The following is a 19,168-nucleotide window of genomic DNA, read 5'->3' on the forward strand; positions in this document are numbered from 1 at the left end:
TCCGGCCGCCTCTATATAGGTCGCCGTCGGCGCCCGCCAACGGTATGGGGCGCAGCATCGCTCAGCTCGCTTGAGGCGGTTTGGCGCACTGTGGCGGGTGCCAACGCCGTTACCAGTCGGAGACGCCAACGCGGCATGACGCTCTGGTGCGGAGCGCCTTGGTGGCGCCACCGGAGTTCGGAGGATTGCCGAGCGCGGCCGGGCCAGTGTCAGCCGGCGGCCTGCAAATCCTCCGCGGTCGTCGCCCGCGTGGCGAACAGCTTGCGCAGTTCGGCGGCAGGCTTCGGCGCGCTGAACAGATAGCCTTGCATCTCTGTGCAGCCGAGATCGCGCAACGCGGATTGCTGCGCCCCGGTCTCGACGCCTTCGGCCGTCGTCGTCATGTTGCTGGCCGCGGCGATGCTCACCACGGCCTGGACGATGGCCGACGAGCTGTCCGCTCCGAGGTCGTTGACGAAGCAGCGATCGATCTTGATCTTGTCGAACGGGAAGCGCTTGAGGTAGCTGAGCGACGAGTATCCGGTGCCGAAATCGTCCAGCGCGATCCGCACACCCATGTCGTGCAGCTGATGCAGGATGGCGAGCGCCACATCGTCGTCGCCGATCAGCACCGCCTCGGTGATCTCGATTTCGAGACGCTCCGGAGCAAGACCGGCCGTCGACAGGGCGCTCGCGATGCGCAGCGCCAGCGTCGGTGATTTGAGCTGGACCGGGGACACATTGACGGCGACACGAATGTCGCCGGGCCAGCTCGCCGCCTCTGCGCAGGCCGTTCGCACCACCCAGTCGCCGATCTCGTTGATCAGGCCGGTGTCCTCTGCCAGCGGGATGAAGTCGAGCGGCGGCACCATGCCGAGTTCCGGATGCTTCCAGCGCAGCAGCGCCTCGCAACCCGTCATGCTGTTCTCGCTGAACCCGAGCAGCGGCTGATAGTGCAGCTCGAACTGATCTTCCGCGATGGCGCGGCGCAGGTCCTGCTGCAGCTGCAGCCGGGCCCGCGCGTTTTCGTCCATCGCCTGCTCGAAGAAGCGGAAGGTGTGACGGCCGTCGGACTTGGCCGCGTACATCGCCAGATCGGCATTCTTGGTCAGTTGATCGCTGTCGGTGCCGTGCTCCGGCGCGAGCGCGATGCCGATGCTCGCGTCCGTCGACAACTGATATCCGAGGCAGCGACAAGGCTTGCGAATACTGTGCAGGATCTCCGTCACCGTCACGACGACCTCGTCGCGGTCGGCAGCCATGGTCAGCAGCACCGCGAATTCGTCGCCGCCGAGCCGCGCGACCATGTCCTCCGGAGCGAGGCAGTTCTTGATCCGACTCGCGATCGTCTTCAGCAGCTCGTCGCCGACGTGATGTCCGAGTGAATCGTTGATGGCCTTGAACTCGTCGACGTCGATATAGAGCAGGGCGAAGAACTTGCCGTGACGCGCGCGCTCGACTTCCTCAGCGATGCGCTCGCGGAACAGAACGCGGTTCGGCAGCTCGGTCAGCGCGTCGAAATGGGCGAGGTGAGCGATCTTCTCGTCCGCAAGCCGGCGTTCGGTGGTGTCCTCGATCACGTTGATCAAATAGCGCGGCCGATGGGTGTCGTCGGCAACGGCGATGCGGCGCGACGTGATGTAGCGCAGCCCGAGCGCCGGCGATTGCCACGGATGCTCGCCGAGGAACAGCCCGTCCTCATGTTCCAGCGCGCGGTCGTCGTCGGCCTTCACCTTCTCGGCGGATGCCTTGGGGAGAAGCTCGGACGCGGTCTGCCCGACGATCTCCTCGCGCGGTCGGCCAAAACTCCGTTCCGTGGACTGGTTGACCAGCACGTAACGGCGATCGCGAACATCCTTGACCATAATGTAGGACGGGATGTGATCGATGATCTCGCGCAGGAAGGCGTAGTTGCGGTCGCGCTCCTGCTCCAGCTTCCGTTGCTCGGTGATGTCCTCGACCGTCGTGACCCAGCCGCCGGTGGCGAGCGGTTTCTCGATGATGTTGAAGGACCGCCCCGCGCGCGATTCCGCAATCATCTGCGACGTGCTGCCGCCTGCGGCCCGGTCGGTCACGCCGGCACAGTATTCCGATACGTCGCCGCTGAAGGAGCCCTGTTCCTTGCAGTGCGCGATCACGTCGAACAGATGGGTGCCGGGCAGGATCACGTCCGGTGACAGGCCGAGCAGATCGATGAAGCGCTGATTGAACATCACGACGCGCGCGTCGGCGTCGAACGAGATCAGCCCCTGCGTCATGTTGTCGAGCGCAGTCTCGACGCGCTGCTTTTCGCTTTCGAGCTGTTCGCGGGCGATCCGGCTCTGCCGCAGAATCTGCACGATCATCAGGCTGAACATGACGGCGATCACGCCCGCGGCCAGTGCCGCGGCGCCGACCAGCAGCACCACCTGGGAACGCCAGTCCGCCAGTGCGTCGTCGACCGGCCGCGTCGCGGTCATCATCAGCGGAAACCGGCTGATCTTGGCGCCGGCCGCGATCTTCTCGACCTTGTCGAACGGGCTCGTGACCAGCGCGGAGTGGACGGCACCGTCCGCGACCGTGTTGAACAGCTCGCGCGTCTCGAGCTTTTGACCGACCATCGACTCCTCGCGCGGATAGCGCGCGAGCACGGTGCCGTCGGTATGGAACAGCGTGATCGATGCGCCGCTGCCAAGCGCCATCGATTCCAGGAACCGTTCATACGTCAGCGGATCGACCCGGCGGGTCAGCAAGCCCAGGAACTCGCCGTTCGCGCCGTTCAGGCGGTGAGCGACGATAGTGGCCCACTTCTTCGTGACGTGACTGACCACGGGCGCGATGACGACCCTGTCGGATCGCGCGTCGTTGGCGAGCGCCTTGAAATAGTCGCGTTGTGCGACATTGACCGGCGGCAGCGGTTCGTCGAGCGACCAGTTGACGAAGTTGCCGTCGGGGTCGACAACGGTGAGATCGCCCATGTAGGACAGGCCGTTGACCTGCGACTGCAGCATTTCGCGAATGTCGGACTGCGCCATCCGGGTCTTAAATGCCGCAGGCGAATCGATCGATCCGAGCTGCATGCGACCGATAGCGTGCGACACTGCGGTTTCGGCATCCTCGAACTGCTGTGCGAAATGGCGGGTGAGCAGCAGCACCGTGTTCTCGAGCTCGCGCTCGTTGTTGTCGATCGTGCGCTCCCGGAAGCCGTTGGCCATCACGATCGTCCCGATCACGATGGCGGCGATGAGGAGCGTACCGCAGGCTGCGAGCCAGGGCACCGGGCCGCGCCAGAGCGACATGCCGGCCCGCTCCGGTTCGGTTGCGGCCGCCCCTGACGTGTCTGCTGCGCGTTGCATGCCTTGATCGACTCGGAAAAACAGATGTTGCGGGTCAATTTGATAGCAAGGCACTGGTACCGGAGCCGTTAGGAAACTCAGTTAGCTGCTTCTTAAATTGGCAGCAAAGTGTCGTCGACAATTGCGCTTTTCGCCATTCCAGTACCGCCCAAGGCAGAAAATCAGCGCGCCGCCCCCGTCTTGCCCCGGAGCCGGCCGACCACGCCGGTCGGAAAGAAATAGACGCTGGCGATGAACAAAAGGCCGAGCCACAGCAACCAGCGGTCCGGGTGCAGCAGGCCCGGCAGCAGCGGCAAGCCGGCATCGGCGGCCGCCGTCGACGCCAGGCCCATCAGCGCCTGGAGGTAATTCTGCGCGAGGATGAAGATCGCCGCGCCAATGACGGCGCCGTAGATCGTGCCCATGCCGCCGATCACCACCATCAGCAGGATGTCCAGCATGATCGAGAAGGCCAGCGAGGTGTCGGGGCCGGCATAGCGCAGCCACAGCGCGTTGAGCATGCCGGCGCCCGCGGCAACGGCCGCCGCGATGCAATTGGCGTAGGTGAGATGGAAGACGGTGCGATAGCCGAGCGCCTCGGCGCGGAAGCGGTTCTCCCGGATCGCCTGCAGCACCCGGCCGAACGGCGAGTTGACGACCCGCAGCAGTGCCAGGATCATCAGCGCGCAAACCGACAGCACCAGATAATAGGTCAGGATGCGGCCATTGATCGGGAAGCCGAACCACTCCTTGCCGATGAACACGGTGCCGGGACGCAGTAACTCCGGCAGCTGGAAGCTGCGGCCGTCCTCGCCGCCGGTCAGCCAGGACAGCTGCGAGGCCAGCACCAGGAAGGCGGAGGCGACCGCGAGCGTGATCATCGCGAAGAAGATCGCTTCGACCCGTAGCGAGAACAGTCCGATCGCGAGCGCCAGCAGCAAAGCGAGCGGCAGGCCGGCCGCAACAGCGACGGCGACCGAGGTCCAGCTCGGACCGAGTCCATAGAGCGCAATCGCTATTGCGTAGGAGCCGATGCCGTAGAACATCGTATGCGCGAACGACACCGAGCCGGTATAGCCGAGCAGCAGATCGTAAGACGCGACCAGCGCCGCGAAGATGCAGATCTTGGCGGCGACGTTGAGTGCCTTGGCGCCAGGAAAGATGAAGGGCGTCGCCAGCAGCGCCAGCACGATGACGATGAGCAGGACGGACAGCGCGCGGCTGCGGGGCGGGTCGCCGGACAGGAGCATCATCGGCTGGTCACCGCATAGAGGCCGCGCGGCCGCCACATCAGCACGGCGACCATCAGCAGGATGTTGGAGACGAGCGCGAGCTTGGGCACCAGGAAGCCGCCGTAGTTCGCAACCATGGCGACCAGGATTGCCCCGATGAAGCAGCCGGTGATCGAGCCGAGCCCGCCGATGATCACGACGATGAACACGAGCACGGTGAGTTCGTCGCCGAGCGAGGCGTGCACCTGCTCGCGATACAGGCCCCACATCACGCCGCCGAGCCCGGCCAGTGCCGATCCGGTCATGAACACGCCGAGGAACAGGCGGCGAATGCGATAGCCGAGCGCCTCGACCATCTCGCGGTTCTCGACGCCGGCGCGGATCAGCAGCCCGATCTTGGTCCGGTTCAGCACCAGCTCGATGGCGACGAAGATCGCGAGCCCAACCAGCATCGCCAGCAGCCGGTATTTCGAGATCGCGATGTCGCCGAGGATGAAGGAGCCACGCAGCGCTGTCGGCAGCGGCATGGGAATGATCTGGGGGCCGAACAGTGCGTACAGCGTCTGCTCGGCGACGATCAGGCCGCCGGTGGTCATCAGGATCTGCTTGAGATGCTGACCATAGACCGGCAGCACCAGCACGCGTTCGACGACTAGACCCAGCGCCCCTGTCACGCCCATCGACAGCAGCGCGGCGGGCACGAGCACGGCAAGGTTGGTCAGCAACGAGTCGGCCTGCGCCCAGCTCGCGAGCGGCAGCAGCACCAGGGTCGCGACGTAGGCACCCACCGCGATGAAGGCGCCGTGGCCGAAGTTCAGGACGTCCATCAGGCCGAACACCAGTGTCAGCCCGGACGCCATGATGAAGATCATCATGCCCATCGCCAGGCTCGCGACCGTGAGCGTGACCCAGGAGCTCGCGGAGCCCACCAGCGGGATCATCAGCACGGCCAGCACGACAGGCAGCAGCAGCGGCGCGATATCGCGTTTCGGCTTCGGCAGCGCGTCGCTTGCAGCAACATCGCTCATTGATGGGCCTCCAGGCTGAGGCCGAGCAGGCGCTCCTGCAGTGTCACGTCGGCGGCGAGCGCGGCCATGTCGCCGCGATGGACGATGGTGCCGTTGTCCATCACCAGAACCTGGTCGCCGAGTTCGCGCGCGGCATGGAAGTTCTGCTCGACCAGCAAGATGGTGGCGCCACGGCGCTTGATCTCCTTGAGGCACTCGATCAGCGACATCACGATCGCCGGTGCTAGACCCTTGGTCGGCTCGTCGATCAGGAGCAGCTTGCGCGGCTCGACGATCGCGCGCGCGATCGACAGCATCTGCTTCTGGCCGCCGGACAGGCTGCCCGCGCGCGACAGCCAGAACTTCTTGAGCGCTGGAAAGAAGCCGAAGATCCAGGCGAGCTGGGCGTCATCGAGCGGGCCGTTGCGCGCCGCCAGCACCAGGTTCTCCTTGACGGTGAGGTCCGAGAACACCGCCATGCTCTCGGGCACGTAGCCGACGCCGCGCTGGGCGATGTCGGGCGTCGCCAGCTTCTCGATCGGCTCGCCGCCCAGCGTGATGCTGCCGTTCCTCGCCTGCCACAGTCCCATGATCGTGCGCAGGGTGGTGGTCTTGCCGGCGCCGTTGCGCCCGAGCAGCATCGTGGTCTGCCCCTCGGGCACCTCGAAGTCGACGCCCTGCAGGATGTGATAGCGGCCGATATAGGTCTCGACAGCGGACAGTTTCAGCAGCGCGCTCATGCCGCGCTCCGCGGCGCAACGCCGAGATAGGCTTCCTGCACGATCGGCGAGGCGATGACCTCGGCGGGCGCGCCGTCGGCGACCAGCTGGCCGTTATGCAGCACGATGATGCGGTCGGCGAGCGAGCGGACGACGTCCATCTTGTGCTCGACGAGCAGGATGATCTTGCTCTTGTCCTGCTTGAGTCGGCCGATCAGGTCGAGCACGACCGGCACCTCGTCGATGCTCATCCCGGCGGTTGGCTCGTCGAACATGAAGACCTTGGGCTCCAGCGCCATCATCAGCGCGACCTCGAGCTTGCGCTGGTCGCCATGCGACAAGGTGGTCGCCGTGACGCTGCGCCGGCTGCCGAGCGCGACCTGGTCGAGGATCGCATCGGCGCGCGCGATCAGGTCACGCCGCGCCATCCACGGACGCAGCAGATCGTAGTGCACGCCGCTCTGCGCCTGCACGGCGAGGCGGACGTTCTCCTCGACGCTGAGATTGGGAAACAGATTGGTCAGCTGAAAGGCGCGGCCAAGCCCCGCCCGGGTGCGCAACGGCGCCGACAGCGAGGTGATGTCACGGCCGTCGAACAGGATGGATCCGGAGGAGGGGGACAGCTGGCCGGAGATCAGGTTGAAATAGGTCGTCTTGCCAGCGCCGTTGGGGCCGACGATCGCGGTCAGCTCGCCCGGACGGAAGCTGCAGCTGACATTGTTGACCGCGACATGGCCGCCGAAGCGGATGGTGAGGTCGCGGGTTTCGAGGGTGAGGGTCATATCGTCAGCATGACGTCCAAAGTGGACGTGCCCGGCACGAGGGCCGGGCACGGGTGTCATCTTTAGCGCTTGTTGCGGATCGGCACGGCCATCTCGTCGATCTTGATCTCGCGCACCGGCTCGTTGACGGCCCAGGCGAGATTGGGATCAACCTTGACGCGGAAGTGATACATGCTTTGCAGCGCCTGATGATCTTCTTTCCGGAAGATCATCTTGCCCTTCGGCGTATCGAACTCCATGCCCTCCATCGCCGCGATCAGCTTCTCGGTGTCGGTCGACTTCGCCTTGGTAACCGCGGTGACGACAGCCATGGCCGCGGAGAAGCCGCCGGCGGTGAAGAAATCCGGCGGCGCGTTGAAGCGCTTCTGGTGCTCGGCCACCAGCCAGTCGTTCACCGCGTTCTTAGGAATGTCGTAATAATAGTAGGTCGCGCCTTCCATGCCCGGCAGCCGCTTGTAGGCGGCGAGCGCCGGCAGGATGTTGCCGCCGGTCGACAGCTCGATGCCGTAGCGCTTCGGATCCATGTCCTGCAGCTTGGTCAGGGGGTCGCCGGCGCCGGCCCAGATCACCCAGATGATCTTCTTGCCCGGCTTGTCCTTCAATGCATCGAACAGGCGCTGGCCGACCGCGGTGAAGTCGGTGGTGTTGGTCGGCACATATTCCTCGGCGCCCAGGGTCGCGCCGGTCTTGGCCAGCGCCTCCTTGAAGGCGGCGACGCCGTCGCGGCCGAAAGCATAGTCCTGCGCCAGCGTCGCAACCGTGACGCCGGGCTTGCCGATCGCCACCGCGTTGGAGATCGCGTCCTGCGACGAGTTGCGGCCGGTGCGGAAGACGTAGCGATTCCACTTTTCGCCGGTGATCTGGTCGGCCACGGCCGGCTCGACGATCAGGATCTTCTTATTCTCCTCGGCCACCGGCAGATCGGCCAGCGCTGCGGCCGATGAGGTCGTGCCGATCGCGATGTCGGCGCCGTCATCCTGATAGGCCTCGGACAGCGCGGCCTTCGACAGGTCGGGCTTGCCCTGGTCGTCCTTGGTGATGATGACGATCTTGCGACCGTCGATCATGTTGGTGCCCTTGGTGGCGTATTCGAAGCCGAGCCGCAGGCCCGCTTCGGTCTGCTTGGCATAGGCCTCGAGCGGGCCGGTCTTGCCGTAGATGAGAGCGATTTTCAGGTCGTCGGCCTGCGCGGCTGATGCCAGCAGGGCTGCGGTCAGTGACGAAACAATGACTTTTGAAATATGCGAGGTCTTCACGACGCTTCCTCCCAGCTACCGGCGGCTGTTGTCTGCAACTGATAGTGTGCAGCCGCGGGCCGGGTCAAGGCGCTTTGGAAGGCAGTCTGGAACGGCTCATACTTTGTGCTGACAGATGGATCCCCGGCCTCTCGAGACTGAAATCAGCGCCGATATTGGCTGGTGCGTGCGTAGGCTTGGCGATTTTCCTGCACCGCGCGACTCGCCAGACTCATGCGCGCCTCGCTTGCAAGCGGGGTCACCGGCTTGAGCTCCTCGAGGAAGATCGGTCGTGAGAAGTAGTAGCCTTGCGCATAGCGGATCTTGGTCGCCGCCTGCAGGTAGGCGAGCTCCTCGAATGACTCGATGCCCTCGGCGATCACGGTCATACCGAGCGCCTCGCTCAGCGACTCGATCGCGCGAAGGATGCCCTGGCTGCGCGGGCGCTTGTGAATGTCGGTGATGAAGGAACGGTCGATCTTGATCTCGTCGGCCGTGATGTCGGCGAGCGCCGAAAGCGACGAATAGCCGATGCCGAAATCGTCGATCGAGATCGCGACGCCGATCTCGCGCAGCAGTGGGACGATCTCGTCCTGGAATTGGCTGCGGGTGACGAAGGCGTCTTCGGTGACCTCGACCATGAACCGCTTGGGAAAGCCGGTGTTCTCGAGCGCCCGCGCGAACGGACGCATGAAGTCCAGGTTCGAGGCCTGCTTGGCCGCGACATTGATGCTGATCGTCGCGCTGTGCCCGAAGGTCTCGTTGATCAGGTCGATCGACTTGACGATCTCGTCCAGCACGAGATGGGTGAGCTCGTCGATCAGACCGAGCTCAACGGCCAGATTGATGAAGGAGCCGGGAGCCTGGATCACGCCCTCATTGTCGCGCAGCCGCACCAGCGCCTCGATACCCTTGATCTCCTCGGTCCGGATGTCGACCTTGGTCTGGAACGCGCAGCAGAACCGCTTCTCGAGGATGGCTGAGCGCAGCGACTGCTCGACCTTCATGCGCGCGAGCGCCTCGTGCTCCATCGCGCTGGAGAAGAACGCCATCGCGCCCTTGCCGCCGTTCTTGACGCGATACATGGCGAGATCGGCGTTATGCCGCAGCATGTCGTAGCTCGCGCCGTGCTCGGGAAACAGGCTGACTCCGACTGATGCGGATGCGAACACCTCTGCTCCATCGATGAAGAACGGCGCGTTCAGGCGGTTCAGCATGTCCTGCAGGAACTCGGCGACCTCCTCGGCCCGGTCGATCGGGTGCAGCAGCAGCAGGAACTCGTCGCCACTGATGCGCGACAGAAGGTCGGTCTCGCGCAGGTCGCGGCCAATGCGCTTGGCAAATTCGACGAGCAGCGCATCGCCGGTGGCATGGCCGTAATAGTCGTTGATGTACTTGAAATTGTCGAGATCGAGGAAGGCGAGCGCGAAGCGTCCGTCGATGTCGCCGCGCCGGACCAGATGGTTGGCGCGATGCTCGACCACCCGGCGCATCGGCAGGCCGGTCAATTCGTCGTAATAGGCCGCGCGGAACAGCTGGTCCTCGAACTCCTTCTGCTCGGTGATGTCGGCCGAGCTCGACAGCAGCAGGTGCCGATCGCCGATGCGGAGCGGGCGGTGGGCCGTCAGCAGCGTCTGCGCGCCGCGCGTGCTCGTCACCTTCTCTTCGGAGATCACGGTGCGCCCCCGCGCGAGCAGCTCACGGCAGCCGTCACGCCTGCCGTCGAGCTGCGGCGACGAGACGACGTCGACGCTGTTCGCGGCGGCGCCGAGCTGGAGAGCGGCGGCATCGTTGACGAGAAGAAAGCGACCGTGCTCGTCCTGGACTGTGACACCCGACGGCAACTGACTGACGACACTGCGCAGAAAGCGCAGCTCGGCCTGGGTGGTCCCCCGATCGTCCGACGTCTCAGCCAAAAAATTGAAATGGTCGCTGCTGTACATGCACCGATTGTGCAAAGTTCCCGCTTCATTTTAGTTAAGCGGTACGTGGAAACACGGAGGCCGCCTTCAAGCATGGGAAATGAATGTCGGATCGAGCCGCAGCGTCATTAATGGCCGGTAAACGCGCGCGCGTCAGATGCGACCCCGGCCTGCTGCGAAAGTCGAACAACGCCGCGCCGGCGCCGTTCAGCTGTGCGGGATCCTGAACTGCATCGTGCAGTGGAGTCCGGTGTTCGAGAACGTGGTTTCCGTCTTGCCGTCGAACGGCGACAACGCCGCCTTGAGGAGCTTGGTGCCGAAGCCCGGCTTGCCGACGTGCTCGACCGGCGGGCCCTCGGCCTCGTCCCAGCTCAACGTGAGGCGATCCTCCTGCCTGGCCCAGGTGACTTGAAGGAAGCCGCGCGGGGATGCGAAGGCGCCATACTTGCCCGCATTGGTCGCCAGCTCGTGGAAGATCAAGGCCAGACTGACGGCGAGCTTGGCCGGAAGAAACAGCGGATCGCCGTTGAGCTCGAAGCGGACGTGGCCATAGGGCCCGAGCTCCGACATCAGGAGATCCTTCAGGTCGCACCCCTGGCCATCGGCGCGCGCGATCAGGTCGTCGGCCGTGGCGAGCGCGCGGATCCGCTGATCGATGCGGTCCCAGACCTGCGGCTGCTCGTACAGCACCTGGTGCAGCACCGCGTGAATGGTGGAGGTCTTGTTCTTCAGCCGATGATGCAACTCGTCGACCAGGAGCTTGCGATACTGCTCCTCCTCGGTCAGCCGCCGCGCGATCTCGCGCTGCTTGGCTGCAAGGCCGCGATAATGGGTGACGCCCCAGATCACCAGCCCGTTCACGGCGAGGTACATCGCCATCAGTGCAAGCCGCGCCGCATCGACCGGACCGCCGCCAAAGTCCAGCGCCAGGCCGAGTCCTGCGCCCAGGATCGCGGTGACGAGCCCGGCAGCCGAACCGCCCATGGCGGTGGCAAAGAACACGGCCGGGATATACGGCGTGAAGAACACGTCGGGCCGCAGCTGTGCCATGCCGAGACGGACGCCGGTCGCGATCAGCAGGCACGCCGCGGCAAACAGGCTGCTCCACATCGCCGACGGCTGCTGCTCGCCACGCCAGATCCGTTTCATGTCGTCGATGAGTCGCATCATGGACGTTCATCAGCCTCAATCGCGCATCCAAATTAAGGCCGGCGTGGCGGTAATTTGTCCGGTAAACGGAGGCCGTATCACTTGTGTTGCAACTTTGCGCGCTCGATGATGGTTCCGTGACGGGAACTTGGGCGAATTGTAACCAATCAACAAACAAGAGGATCGGGAAATGGGACGACTGGACGGCAAGGTGGCCGTGATCACCGGGGCGACCAGCGGCATCGGGCTGCGCACGGCGGAGGTCTTCGTCGCCGAAGGCGCGCGGGTGGTCGTGGCTGGACGGCGCAGCGCCGAGGGCGAGGCGCTCCCGGGCCGTCTCGGCGCAAGCTGCATATTCCGCCAGACAGACGTCACCGTCGATGAGCAGATGCGCGCGCTGATCGATCTCGCCGTCGACCGGTTCGGCCGGCTCGATTGCCTGTTCAACAATGCCGGCGGCCCGGCGCAGACCGGCGGCATCGAGGGCCTCGAGGCCGATCGTTTCGATCAGGCGATGGCGGTGCTGGTGCGCAGCGTGATGCTCGGGATGAAATACGCCGCGCCCCATATGAAGAAGCAGGGCACCGGCAGCATTATCAACAACGGCTCGATCGCCGGACGTCTCGCGGGCTTTTCGACCTCGGTGGTCTACAGCACCGCGAAGGCCGCTGTGATCCACCTGACCAAATGCGTCGCCATGGAGCTCGGCGAATCCGGCGTGCGCGTCAACTCGATCTCGCCCGGCCTGATCGCGACCGGCATCTTCGGCAAGGCGCTGGGGCTGTCGACCGAGGCCGCCGAGAAGACACCTGAGACGATCCGCACCGCCTATGCCAGCGCGCAGCCGATCCCGCGCGCCGGTCTTCCCGACGACATCGCCCATGCCGCGGTGTTCCTCGCCAGCGACGAATCCAGCTTCATCAACGGCCATGACCTGGTCATCGACGGCGCCATCACCGGCGGCCGCAACTGGAGCCAGCAGCAGCAGGGCTATCAGACGATGCGCAAGCTGCTCGGGGATGCGGTGGAGTAGGGGATGGCGAAGTATACAATTCGTCATGCCCGGGCTTGACCCGGGCATCCACGTCTTTCCATACGCGAGGTGCAGCAGGATGGATGGCCGGGTCAAGCCCGACCATGACGAGTAACTAATAGCCTACGCTCCTTGATGCGCAAGTCTTGGACCCATTGGCCACGCCAGCACGGCCCGCCACCGCGAAATCACACCGCCTTGAACTGCACCTTCAGCCCGTCGCGTGGCTTCGGGATCGGCCACACCTGCCAGCTCGGCTGATAGCCGGGCGTGAACGAGACCTCGATGTTGGACAGGAAGTGCCGCGCGAAACACTTCGCCTGCATGTAGGCGAAGTGCAGGCCGAGGCACATATGGGCGCCGCCGCCGAACGGCACCCAGGCGAAGCGATGACGGCCGCGCTGGGCCTCGTCGGTGAAGCGCATCGGGTCGAACGTCGCGGGCTCAGGCCAGATCTCCGGCATATGATGGGTGAACATCGGATTGATGCCGACGCCGGTGCCGGCCGGGATCGCATAGCCCTTGAAGGTGAAATCCCGGATCGGGCGGCGCGGCAGCGACGGCACCGGCGGCATCAGCCGCAGCGTCTCCTGGAACGCCATTTCGGTCAGCTTCATCTTTTCCAGATGCTCCGAGCTCATCTCATCGCCCTTCGCGAGTCCGAGGCTCGCGACTTCCTCGCGCAGCTTCTGCTGCCACTCCGGATGCGCCGCGAGCTGGGCGACGAAGGACGTCAGCGACGAGGTCAGCGTGTCGTGCGCCGCCATCATCAGGAAGCTCATGTGATCGACGATGTCCTGCGTCGACAGCAGCGCACCGTGGTCGTCGGTGGCGCGGCACAGATGCGAGAACAGATCGTCGCCTGCGCCGCTGGCGCGGCGCAGCGGAATCTGCTCGGAGAAATAGGCGACGACGCGTTGGCGGCCCTTGACCCCGCGCGCCATCTGGGTACCCGGCCACGGCTTGCGGATCGGTGCGACCGCAGCCGCGACCATGTCGATGAAGGCGCGGTTGATCTCGTCGACCTCCGGCCCGATGTCGCTGCCTAGGAATGAGGTCGCGGCAAGATCGAGCGTCAGCTGCTTGATCGCCGGATAGAACAGCATCTCGCCGGGCGCCTGCTTCCACTGCGCGATCCGCGCGGCGATGCCGCGGTCGAGGCCGGCGAGATAGGACTTCATCGGCCCGGCCTTGAAGGCGACCGACAGCGCCTTGCGGTGCATCCGGTGCTCGTCGAAATCGAGCAGCATCAGCCCGCGGGGAAACAGCAGGTTGAGAATGTGGCCCCAGCCATGCGCCGAGGAGAACAGTTTGGCCTGGTCGAACAGGACGAGCTCATTGGCTTCCGGCCCGAGCAGGACGACGTTCACCTCGCCGAACATATGGGTGCGATAGACGGGGCCATATTTCCTGGCATTGCGTTCGACGTGCCCCTTCGGGTCGGCGAGCACATCGAAGGTCTTACCGATGACCGGCCAGCCCTCGTCGCCGGGAATATGGGTGAGCGAGTTGCGCCGTGGCGAGGTCAGGCGAAAGGTCGGCGTGGCCACACTCTGCATCGACATGGGGGGCTCCGTCTGTGATCGGCACGCGGCGCGGGCGGCGCGCCGGGGCTGCATTGAAAGGCGGTTGCAGCCGCCATGCAATACGCTGCGTGATTTGGTCTCGGAGAAGTGTGCTGCGTTGCAAACGACCGCGGTCTCGCGGCGCGTTCCTGCGTCCGAGGGATGGAATATTCCGCCCTCTTCGAACAGAGGGCGCGGGGAATGCCGGGCGCCGGCCGCACCCATGGCCCGCCTGCGAAAAAAATGCAGGCGGCAGGAACCACAGGTTCAGCCGAGACATCCCGGCATTCCCCGCGCGATGGTTTTCACGCTTATGGCGCGCTCTCCCCGGTGTCCGGCTTGTTAGCCACCGTCGTCCGCGCGATGCGTCAGCATCGTCGCGAGCTTGACGCCAGCTTCGGGGCGCCAGGACCACGCGTCTTCACGTCCGCAAGCCTGCCGTTCGTCGGCGAGCATCACGCCCGCTGCAGCAAACTCGCGGCCACCGCATCCCGCCTCAACGTTCGTGACGACCGCGAAGCGCCCCTCTGATCGAGACGGGACAACGTGAAAGTAGGCATGATTCGGAAAAACGAAAGAAGAATATTTTTGCGCGCGAGACTGGACAGGGGTGATGTGATTGAGGTGGTTCGCGAAATGAGTTTCGCCGCGCACCGCGGCACGGCGATCAACCGGCGATCGCCGGGCCGGTGCGAAGGAGTTTCGCGTCTCGCAAAGGCGTCTGGCTGGAAGCGATTTGCCCGTCGGGTCCACTGGCCCGCGGACAGACCATTAGCCCGATTTGTTGATCTTCTTCACCTTGGCATCGGTGGCCTCGATCGAGGCGGCGAGCTCGAGGATCGCCTTGGCCAGGAGGTCGGCGGCCTCCTTGGGATCCTGCGACCGTTCGGCGCGCAGCGCGTAGTTCTTGGCTGACGAGAGTGACATTGGCGACCTTTCCCACGGAAAAGCCCGCCGGGTCGAGACGGCGGGCTAATTCACTTGCCGAACGCGCGAGCGGTCCCCTGCGAGCCCTGCTCGATTTGCCGAGCCTAGCGGGCCAGAGTTAAGAAATTCTCGTGACGCCGTGCCACCGATGCAGCCTGGGCTCGGCGCGACTTCGGTTCGCCGGCCCGCCCGCTCACCCGTCGGCCTCGCCGCGTGACCTCAACTGCAATTTGACCGCGGTCGATTCGGCTCATCAGGATGCCGCAGCAGTCATAGTGCGCCAGTCCGATGTCTTGGCTCGTTTCGACGTGTAGTTCCATGCGGGCCGGATCAGCGCCGAAATTGCGCACGATGGCGTCGTCGCCATAGAAGCGCTTGATCGTGTCCTTGATGAAGATGATTTCATCGGCGGACAAGGGAGCGGGAGGCTGTGGAACGAGCGGAAGGTTGGCAATGGGCATGGCGTTCGAAGATAGCTTTCGCGCCGTTTGCAGCCAAGCCTCGTCGATCCTTTGGTTCGACTGTGCTCGCCTCGATCAGCGCGCCGTGGGGTGGGCAAAGGCGAGCCGCTGATGTCGCCACAAGCAGGGTCGTCGTGGCGCCGTGCCCACCGTGGCGCTGAGGATTTCGTCGCCCGATGGTGGGCACGCGCCGCCTCTCGGCGTCGCTTTGCCCACTCTACGCTTTTCCGTTGTTCAGGTGCGACCGCGCGTCAGAACTTGTAGGCCAGCCCGACCGTTGCCGTATGAGTTCGCGTCGTGACATGCGCGGTGAAGCGGTCGTCGAAGCCGATACCGACGCCGCCGACGGTGAAGAACTGTTGAGTCCAGGTGCCGAAATCGGCGTAGCGATAGTCGGCGCGCACCAGCCAGTGGCCGCCGATCATGTGTTCGACGCCGCCGCCGACGGTCCAGCCGAGCCGAGTCGAGGCGAAGGTGTCGTTGTGCGGATTACCGGCGCAGAAGCTGTTGCCTGCGACGACGGTGCAACTCGCGTTCAACTCGACACGCTGCCACGCCACGCCGCCGCTGCCATAGAGCAGCGTGTTCGGCGCAACCAGATAGCCGAGCCGGGCGCGCAGGCTGCCGTCCCAGGTGTCCTTCACCGTGGCTGGGGGAAGGCCGAGCAGCGGAGCGCCGAAGAACAGACCCGTGGTTCCAGGCTGGGGATTCGCCGTCTTCTTGTTGTCGGCCCAGCCGAAGTCGCCTTCGAGGCCTGCGACCCATGTCGGTGCGAACTGCCAATTGACGCCGAGATAGCCGCCGATCCTGGCCGCCAGGCTGTCGATGCTTCCGCCGGTGCCCGCCGTTGGCACGAACACGCCAACGAAGTTCGGAGCGACGTCGCTGGTTCGCCAATCATTGTCGGCCCAACGGGCGCCGATCGACGCGCCGGCGTAGGCGCCGGTCCATGTCGGCGCAGCCATGGCGGTTGGTGCCTTGACGGGCAGATCGGCCGCAAGCGCAGACCCCGCGAGCACGGCTCCCGCCAGTACCGCTGCAAGCCCCGCAGCCCCAGATTTTGCCATGCTTCGCCCCAGCGCGCGACGCCCATTCGCCGCGATCGCGGCAACCATCGCTTGTCGCAATGAGGGTGGCAATTCAAATGGGGGCAGTCGGCCCGAAAAGTTCGCGATGTTGCCGGCGGGATACGGTGCTTGCCCGACACGATCTGGGATGTCAGCGTTTCGCAGGTTGCCGCCCGGACGAGCGGGAGATCTGGCGCGGCGTGGTCGATCGGGAGCTGACATCTTGGCCGCGATCAACAGAGCATTCGCGTGTCCCCGCTGCCGCCATATCTTCCTCTCGCGGCAATCGCCCGGCCGATGCCATTCGTGCGGCCTGCCGCTCGGAGAGAGCTTCGGCGCGTCGCTGCGCCGGGCTGACGACAGTGGCGCCTCGCCGGATTCGCCCGAATAACTGCCAGGCGGCTGATGGCGCGCATCAGCCTCGCGGCCCCCATCGGACGAGCTCCGCACCGATCAGGCCGACTTGGAGCCGCTCGTCCTGCTCGCAGATCCGTAGATCTACGGGCTCAAATGTTTACCTCACGGCCATTGGCGCCGTCTTACCAACGGCCGGACCTGGAGGTCTGGCCAGATGGCGACGAGGGCAAAGCCATGAGCAATCAGTTGCTGGTGATCGAGGATGCCGAGGTGCATCTCTCGATTCTGCGGAAGATTGCCGCGCAATGCGGCTATGAGGCGACATGCGTTGAAACGGTCGATGCAGCCTCCGAGCTGCTGCGCCAACGGACGTTCGACTGCATCACGCTCGACCTGTCGCTCGGCGACCGCTGCGGCGCCGACATCCTGCTGCTGCTCAACGAGCTGAAATCACGCACCCCGGTGATCTTCATCAGCGGCGCCGAGGACGGCACCCGCGAAGAGCATGTCCGGCTCGCCACGGTCCTCGGCCTCGTGGTCTATCCGCAATTCCAGAAGCCGGTCGACCTGCCGGCGCTGCGGGAGACCCTGAAGCAGATCGCGACCATCGCCGACTGCGGCAAGCTGGTCGCCGCGGTGAGGTGAGGCTCTCGTCGGCTGCCTGCCGGCCGTACGCTCAAGGTTTTGCGTCCACCCATCATCACCGTCATGGCCGGGCCTGTCCCGCCTGCGCGGCCGTAGCCGCTCCGGCGCGGCGAAGGCCCGGCCATCCACGTCGTTCGACGTGGGGGATGGACGTGGATGCCCGGGTCAAGCCCGGGCATGACGAGTAACTAATAGATAGTGAAACTGCGTAGGGCGGATTAGCGCAGCGTAATCCGCCGTCAGATCTTCGTATGGTTATGAGCTAGGCATATCCAACGTCGCTGGGGCGGCGGATTACGCTGCGCTAATCCGCCCTACGTTCCTCACCCCCTTCGCTTCGCTGCGGCTTCCTGCAAGTCCGGCGCATTCACCGCAGGAATCGCGACGCGGCCGGGGCCGGTCTGCGACAGCGCGGCGGCGGCCTTGTCGTTGTCCATGATCTTGGCCATGACAGCCTGTCCGGCGCGCTCGAAGATCTCGCGGTTCTCGATGACGAATTTCTGCGAGCGGCGCAGGCCGTCGATATAGCCGTTGATCTGCGGCACGACGTAGCGCGCGACCATGTCCCAGCTGCGCCGCGTATTCTCCGGGTTGGCCCAGTCGTGCACGAAGCCGATGATGGCGCCGACGCCGCCCGACACCTGCATCAAATTCTTGATCGTCTTGACCAGATCGTCCGGCGTGCCGATCGTCGAGGCCGCGCCCTCGACGAAGGCGGTCTTGTCGACGGCTTCATCGGGCGAGGCGAACGGCTTGAGGCCGGGCCGCATCAGCGTGCCGACGGTATATTCATTGTGCCAGCGCATCAGCCCGGGGCCGGCCTCGCGGCGCGCCTGCTCGCGCGTCTCGGCGATGTGCCACGACAGCAGGACGCGCCAGTTCGTGCGGCTCACATGGGTGCCGTGCTTCTTTGCAGCGTCCTCGGCGAACTCCCATTGCTGCGGCAGCGCCATCAGGCCCTGTGTCGACATCGAGCCGAGCGAGATGATGCCGATGCCGTATTTGCCCGCGAGCGTCATGCCCGACGGCGAGATCTGCGACGCCACCACGAACGGCATCTCCTCCTGCAAGGGCAGGATCTGCAAGGCCGCGTCGTTCATCGTGAACCAGTCGCTCTTGGCAGTGACGCGCTCGCCGTTGAACAGCCGGCGGATGATGGCGATCGCCTCGTCCTGGCGGTCGCGCTGCGTCATCGGATCGATGCCGAGCGTGTGCGCATCGGAGGCGAGCGCGCCGGGGCCGGAGCCGAAGATGGCGCGGCCGCCCGTCATGTGATCGAGCTGCACCATGCGCTGCGCGACGTTGTAGGGATGGTGATAGGGCAACGAGATGACGCCGGTGCCGAGCCTGATGCGCTTGGTGCGTTCGCCGGCGGCGGCGAGAAACATCTCCGGCGAAGCGATCATCTCCCAGCCGCTCGAATGATGCTCGCCGCACCAGAATTCGTCATAGCCGAGCTCGTCGAGCTGCGACACGAGATCGAGGTCGCGGCGGAATTGCAGCATCGGATGCTCGCCGATCGGATGATGCGGAGCGAGGAAGGCTCCGAACTTCAGGCGCGCCATGTGTTTTCTCCCAGCGGAATTTCGTTGTTGTTTGCGCATCAGGCTAATTGGCGCCCCGTGCGGAGGCAATCATCTTGCTGCCTCGAAGACAGCCGTGCATGCCTGCCATTTGTTGTTTACTGATGACCGATCGCTGCGCACACTGCGAAACGCGATCGCGCGATTCGAACGACGATGCGTGCGGCTTCAACTTATGGCCATAAGTCGAA

The 19,168-nt window shown here is 64.9% G+C and carries 16 protein-coding genes; 3 read left to right on the forward strand and 13 right to left on the reverse strand.

The genetic code is table 11. The annotated features are described in order from the left end of the window. Positions 1-209: 209 nt before the first annotated feature. The 8 genes from ACQR1I_RS00175 to ACQR1I_RS00210 all read right to left on the reverse strand — a co-directional run bounded on the left by ACQR1I_RS00175 (position 210) and on the right by ACQR1I_RS00210 (position 11,360). Entirely contained in the window at positions 210-3,314 is a 3,105-nt protein-coding gene (locus ACQR1I_RS00175) for a bifunctional diguanylate cyclase/phosphodiesterase (RefSeq protein WP_434865177.1), read from the reverse strand. 161 nt (positions 3,315-3,475) lie between these two features. Then, positions 3,476-4,546 carry a branched-chain amino acid ABC transporter permease gene (locus ACQR1I_RS00180; protein WP_434865178.1) on the reverse strand — a complete coding sequence of 357 codons (1,071 nt, stop codon included), beginning with the start codon at positions 4,544-4,546 and terminating at the stop codon, positions 3,476-3,478. Beyond that, entirely contained in the window at positions 4,543-5,553 is a 1,011-nt protein-coding gene (locus ACQR1I_RS00185) for a branched-chain amino acid ABC transporter permease (RefSeq protein WP_434865179.1), read from the reverse strand. The genes ACQR1I_RS00180 and ACQR1I_RS00185 overlap by 4 nt, the downstream gene beginning before the upstream one ends. Continuing rightward, positions 5,550-6,272, reverse strand: a complete 723-nt coding sequence (locus ACQR1I_RS00190; protein ID WP_434865180.1) for an ABC transporter ATP-binding protein — start codon at positions 6,270-6,272, stop codon at positions 5,550-5,552. Before ACQR1I_RS00190 ends, ACQR1I_RS00185 begins: the two co-directional genes overlap by 4 nt. Continuing rightward, on the reverse strand, positions 6,269-7,033 hold the full coding sequence (locus tag ACQR1I_RS00195) for an ABC transporter ATP-binding protein (RefSeq protein ID WP_434865181.1): 765 nt from the start codon (positions 7,031-7,033) through the stop codon (positions 6,269-6,271). Before ACQR1I_RS00195 ends, ACQR1I_RS00190 begins: the two co-directional genes overlap by 4 nt. A gap of 62 nt (positions 7,034-7,095) precedes the next feature. Then, positions 7,096-8,289 (reverse strand): substrate-binding domain-containing protein, encoded by a 1,194-nt coding sequence (locus tag ACQR1I_RS00200; protein ID WP_434865182.1) that lies wholly within the window; start codon positions 8,287-8,289, stop codon positions 7,096-7,098. A 143-nt stretch (positions 8,290-8,432) separates the two neighbouring features. After that, positions 8,433-10,211 carry a putative bifunctional diguanylate cyclase/phosphodiesterase gene (locus ACQR1I_RS00205; protein ID WP_434865183.1) on the reverse strand — a complete coding sequence of 593 codons (1,779 nt, stop codon included), beginning with the start codon at positions 10,209-10,211 and terminating at the stop codon, positions 8,433-8,435. A 186-nt stretch (positions 10,212-10,397) separates the two neighbouring features. After that, positions 10,398-11,360, reverse strand: a complete 963-nt coding sequence (locus ACQR1I_RS00210) for a sensor histidine kinase (RefSeq protein ID WP_434865184.1) — start codon at positions 11,358-11,360, stop codon at positions 10,398-10,400. Positions 11,361-11,529: 169 nt separating this feature from the next. Here ACQR1I_RS00210 and ACQR1I_RS00215 point away from each other — a divergent pair, with 169 nt between their 5' ends. Then, positions 11,530-12,372, forward strand: a complete 843-nt coding sequence (locus tag ACQR1I_RS00215) for an SDR family NAD(P)-dependent oxidoreductase (protein ID WP_434865185.1) — start codon at positions 11,530-11,532, stop codon at positions 12,370-12,372. 188 nt (positions 12,373-12,560) lie between these two features. Here ACQR1I_RS00215 and ACQR1I_RS00220 read toward each other — a convergent pair whose 3' ends face one another. Beyond that, the gene (locus tag ACQR1I_RS00220) at positions 12,561-13,937 is read right to left on the reverse strand and encodes a cytochrome P450 (protein ID WP_434865186.1); all 1,377 of its coding nucleotides are present in this window, start codon (positions 13,935-13,937) and stop codon (positions 12,561-12,563) included. Positions 13,938-14,138: 201 nt separating this feature from the next. Here ACQR1I_RS00220 and ACQR1I_RS00225 point away from each other — a divergent pair, with 201 nt between their 5' ends. After that, complete coding sequence (locus ACQR1I_RS00225; protein WP_434888694.1) at positions 14,139-14,468, forward strand: hypothetical protein; 330 nt, start codon at positions 14,139-14,141, stop codon at positions 14,466-14,468. 240 nt (positions 14,469-14,708) lie between these two features. On the opposite strand, the gene ACQR1I_RS00230 is transcribed toward ACQR1I_RS00225, so the two are convergent. The 3 genes from ACQR1I_RS00230 to ACQR1I_RS00240 all read right to left on the reverse strand — a co-directional run bounded on the left by ACQR1I_RS00230 (position 14,709) and on the right by ACQR1I_RS00240 (position 16,392). Continuing rightward, positions 14,709-14,864 (reverse strand): hypothetical protein, encoded by a 156-nt coding sequence (locus ACQR1I_RS00230; protein WP_006610278.1) that lies wholly within the window; start codon positions 14,862-14,864, stop codon positions 14,709-14,711. A 104-nt stretch (positions 14,865-14,968) separates the two neighbouring features. After that, positions 14,969-15,325: a hypothetical protein gene (locus tag ACQR1I_RS00235; RefSeq protein ID WP_434865188.1), complete on the reverse strand. Its 357-nt coding sequence runs from the start codon at positions 15,323-15,325 to the stop codon at positions 14,969-14,971. A 251-nt stretch (positions 15,326-15,576) separates the two neighbouring features. Continuing rightward, positions 15,577-16,392 (reverse strand): outer membrane protein, encoded by an 816-nt coding sequence (locus tag ACQR1I_RS00240; RefSeq protein WP_434865189.1) that lies wholly within the window; start codon positions 16,390-16,392, stop codon positions 15,577-15,579. Between the two features lie 591 nt (positions 16,393-16,983). On the opposite strand from ACQR1I_RS00240, the gene ACQR1I_RS00245 reads away from it, so the two are divergent. Continuing rightward, the gene (locus ACQR1I_RS00245; RefSeq protein ID WP_434865190.1) at positions 16,984-17,394 is read left to right on the forward strand and encodes a response regulator; all 411 of its coding nucleotides are present in this window, start codon (positions 16,984-16,986) and stop codon (positions 17,392-17,394) included. A gap of 323 nt (positions 17,395-17,717) precedes the next feature. On the opposite strand, the gene ACQR1I_RS00250 is transcribed toward ACQR1I_RS00245, so the two are convergent. Beyond that, complete coding sequence (locus ACQR1I_RS00250) at positions 17,718-18,959, reverse strand: LLM class flavin-dependent oxidoreductase (protein WP_434865191.1); 1,242 nt, start codon at positions 18,957-18,959, stop codon at positions 17,718-17,720. Between the last annotated feature and the right edge of the window lie 209 nt (positions 18,960-19,168).

This window comes from Bradyrhizobium sp. HKCCYLS2038 (assembly GCF_051167655.1).
Classification (GTDB): domain Bacteria; phylum Pseudomonadota; class Alphaproteobacteria; order Rhizobiales; family Xanthobacteraceae; genus Bradyrhizobium.

Bases quoted from the DNA above. Each gene is read 5' to 3' on its own strand.
- ACQR1I_RS00215 (WP_434865185.1), top strand. From the start codon at position 11,530: ATGGGACGACTGGACGGCAAGGTGGCCGTGATCACCGGGGCGACCAGC.
- ACQR1I_RS00235 (WP_434865188.1), bottom strand. From the start codon at position 15,325: ATGCCCATTGCCAACCTTCCGCTCGTTCCACAGCCTCCCGCTCCCTTG.
- ACQR1I_RS00230 (WP_006610278.1), bottom strand. From the start codon at position 14,864: ATGTCACTCTCGTCAGCCAAGAACTACGCGCTGCGCGCCGAACGGTCG.
- ACQR1I_RS00210 (WP_434865184.1), bottom strand. From the start codon at position 11,360: ATGATGCGACTCATCGACGACATGAAACGGATCTGGCGTGGCGAGCAG.
- ACQR1I_RS00195 (WP_434865181.1), bottom strand. From the start codon at position 7,033: ATGACCCTCACCCTCGAAACCCGCGACCTCACCATCCGCTTCGGCGGC.
- ACQR1I_RS00175 (WP_434865177.1), bottom strand. From the start codon at position 3,314: ATGCAACGCGCAGCAGACACGTCAGGGGCGGCCGCAACCGAACCGGAG.
- ACQR1I_RS00250 (WP_434865191.1), bottom strand. From the start codon at position 18,959: ATGGCGCGCCTGAAGTTCGGAGCCTTCCTCGCTCCGCATCATCCGATC.
- ACQR1I_RS00185 (WP_434865179.1), bottom strand. From the start codon at position 5,553: ATGAGCGATGTTGCTGCAAGCGACGCGCTGCCGAAGCCGAAACGCGAT.
- ACQR1I_RS00205 (WP_434865183.1), bottom strand. From the start codon at position 10,211: ATGTACAGCAGCGACCATTTCAATTTTTTGGCTGAGACGTCGGACGAT.
- ACQR1I_RS00245 (WP_434865190.1), top strand. From the start codon at position 16,984: ATGAGCAATCAGTTGCTGGTGATCGAGGATGCCGAGGTGCATCTCTCG.
- ACQR1I_RS00180 (WP_434865178.1), bottom strand. From the start codon at position 4,546: ATGATGCTCCTGTCCGGCGACCCGCCCCGCAGCCGCGCGCTGTCCGTC.
- ACQR1I_RS00220 (WP_434865186.1), bottom strand. From the start codon at position 13,937: ATGTCGATGCAGAGTGTGGCCACGCCGACCTTTCGCCTGACCTCGCCA.
- ACQR1I_RS00190 (WP_434865180.1), bottom strand. From the start codon at position 6,272: ATGAGCGCGCTGCTGAAACTGTCCGCTGTCGAGACCTATATCGGCCGC.
- ACQR1I_RS00225 (WP_434888694.1), top strand. From the start codon at position 14,139: ATGCCGGGCGCCGGCCGCACCCATGGCCCGCCTGCGAAAAAAATGCAG.
- ACQR1I_RS00240 (WP_434865189.1), bottom strand. From the start codon at position 16,392: ATGGCAAAATCTGGGGCTGCGGGGCTTGCAGCGGTACTGGCGGGAGCC.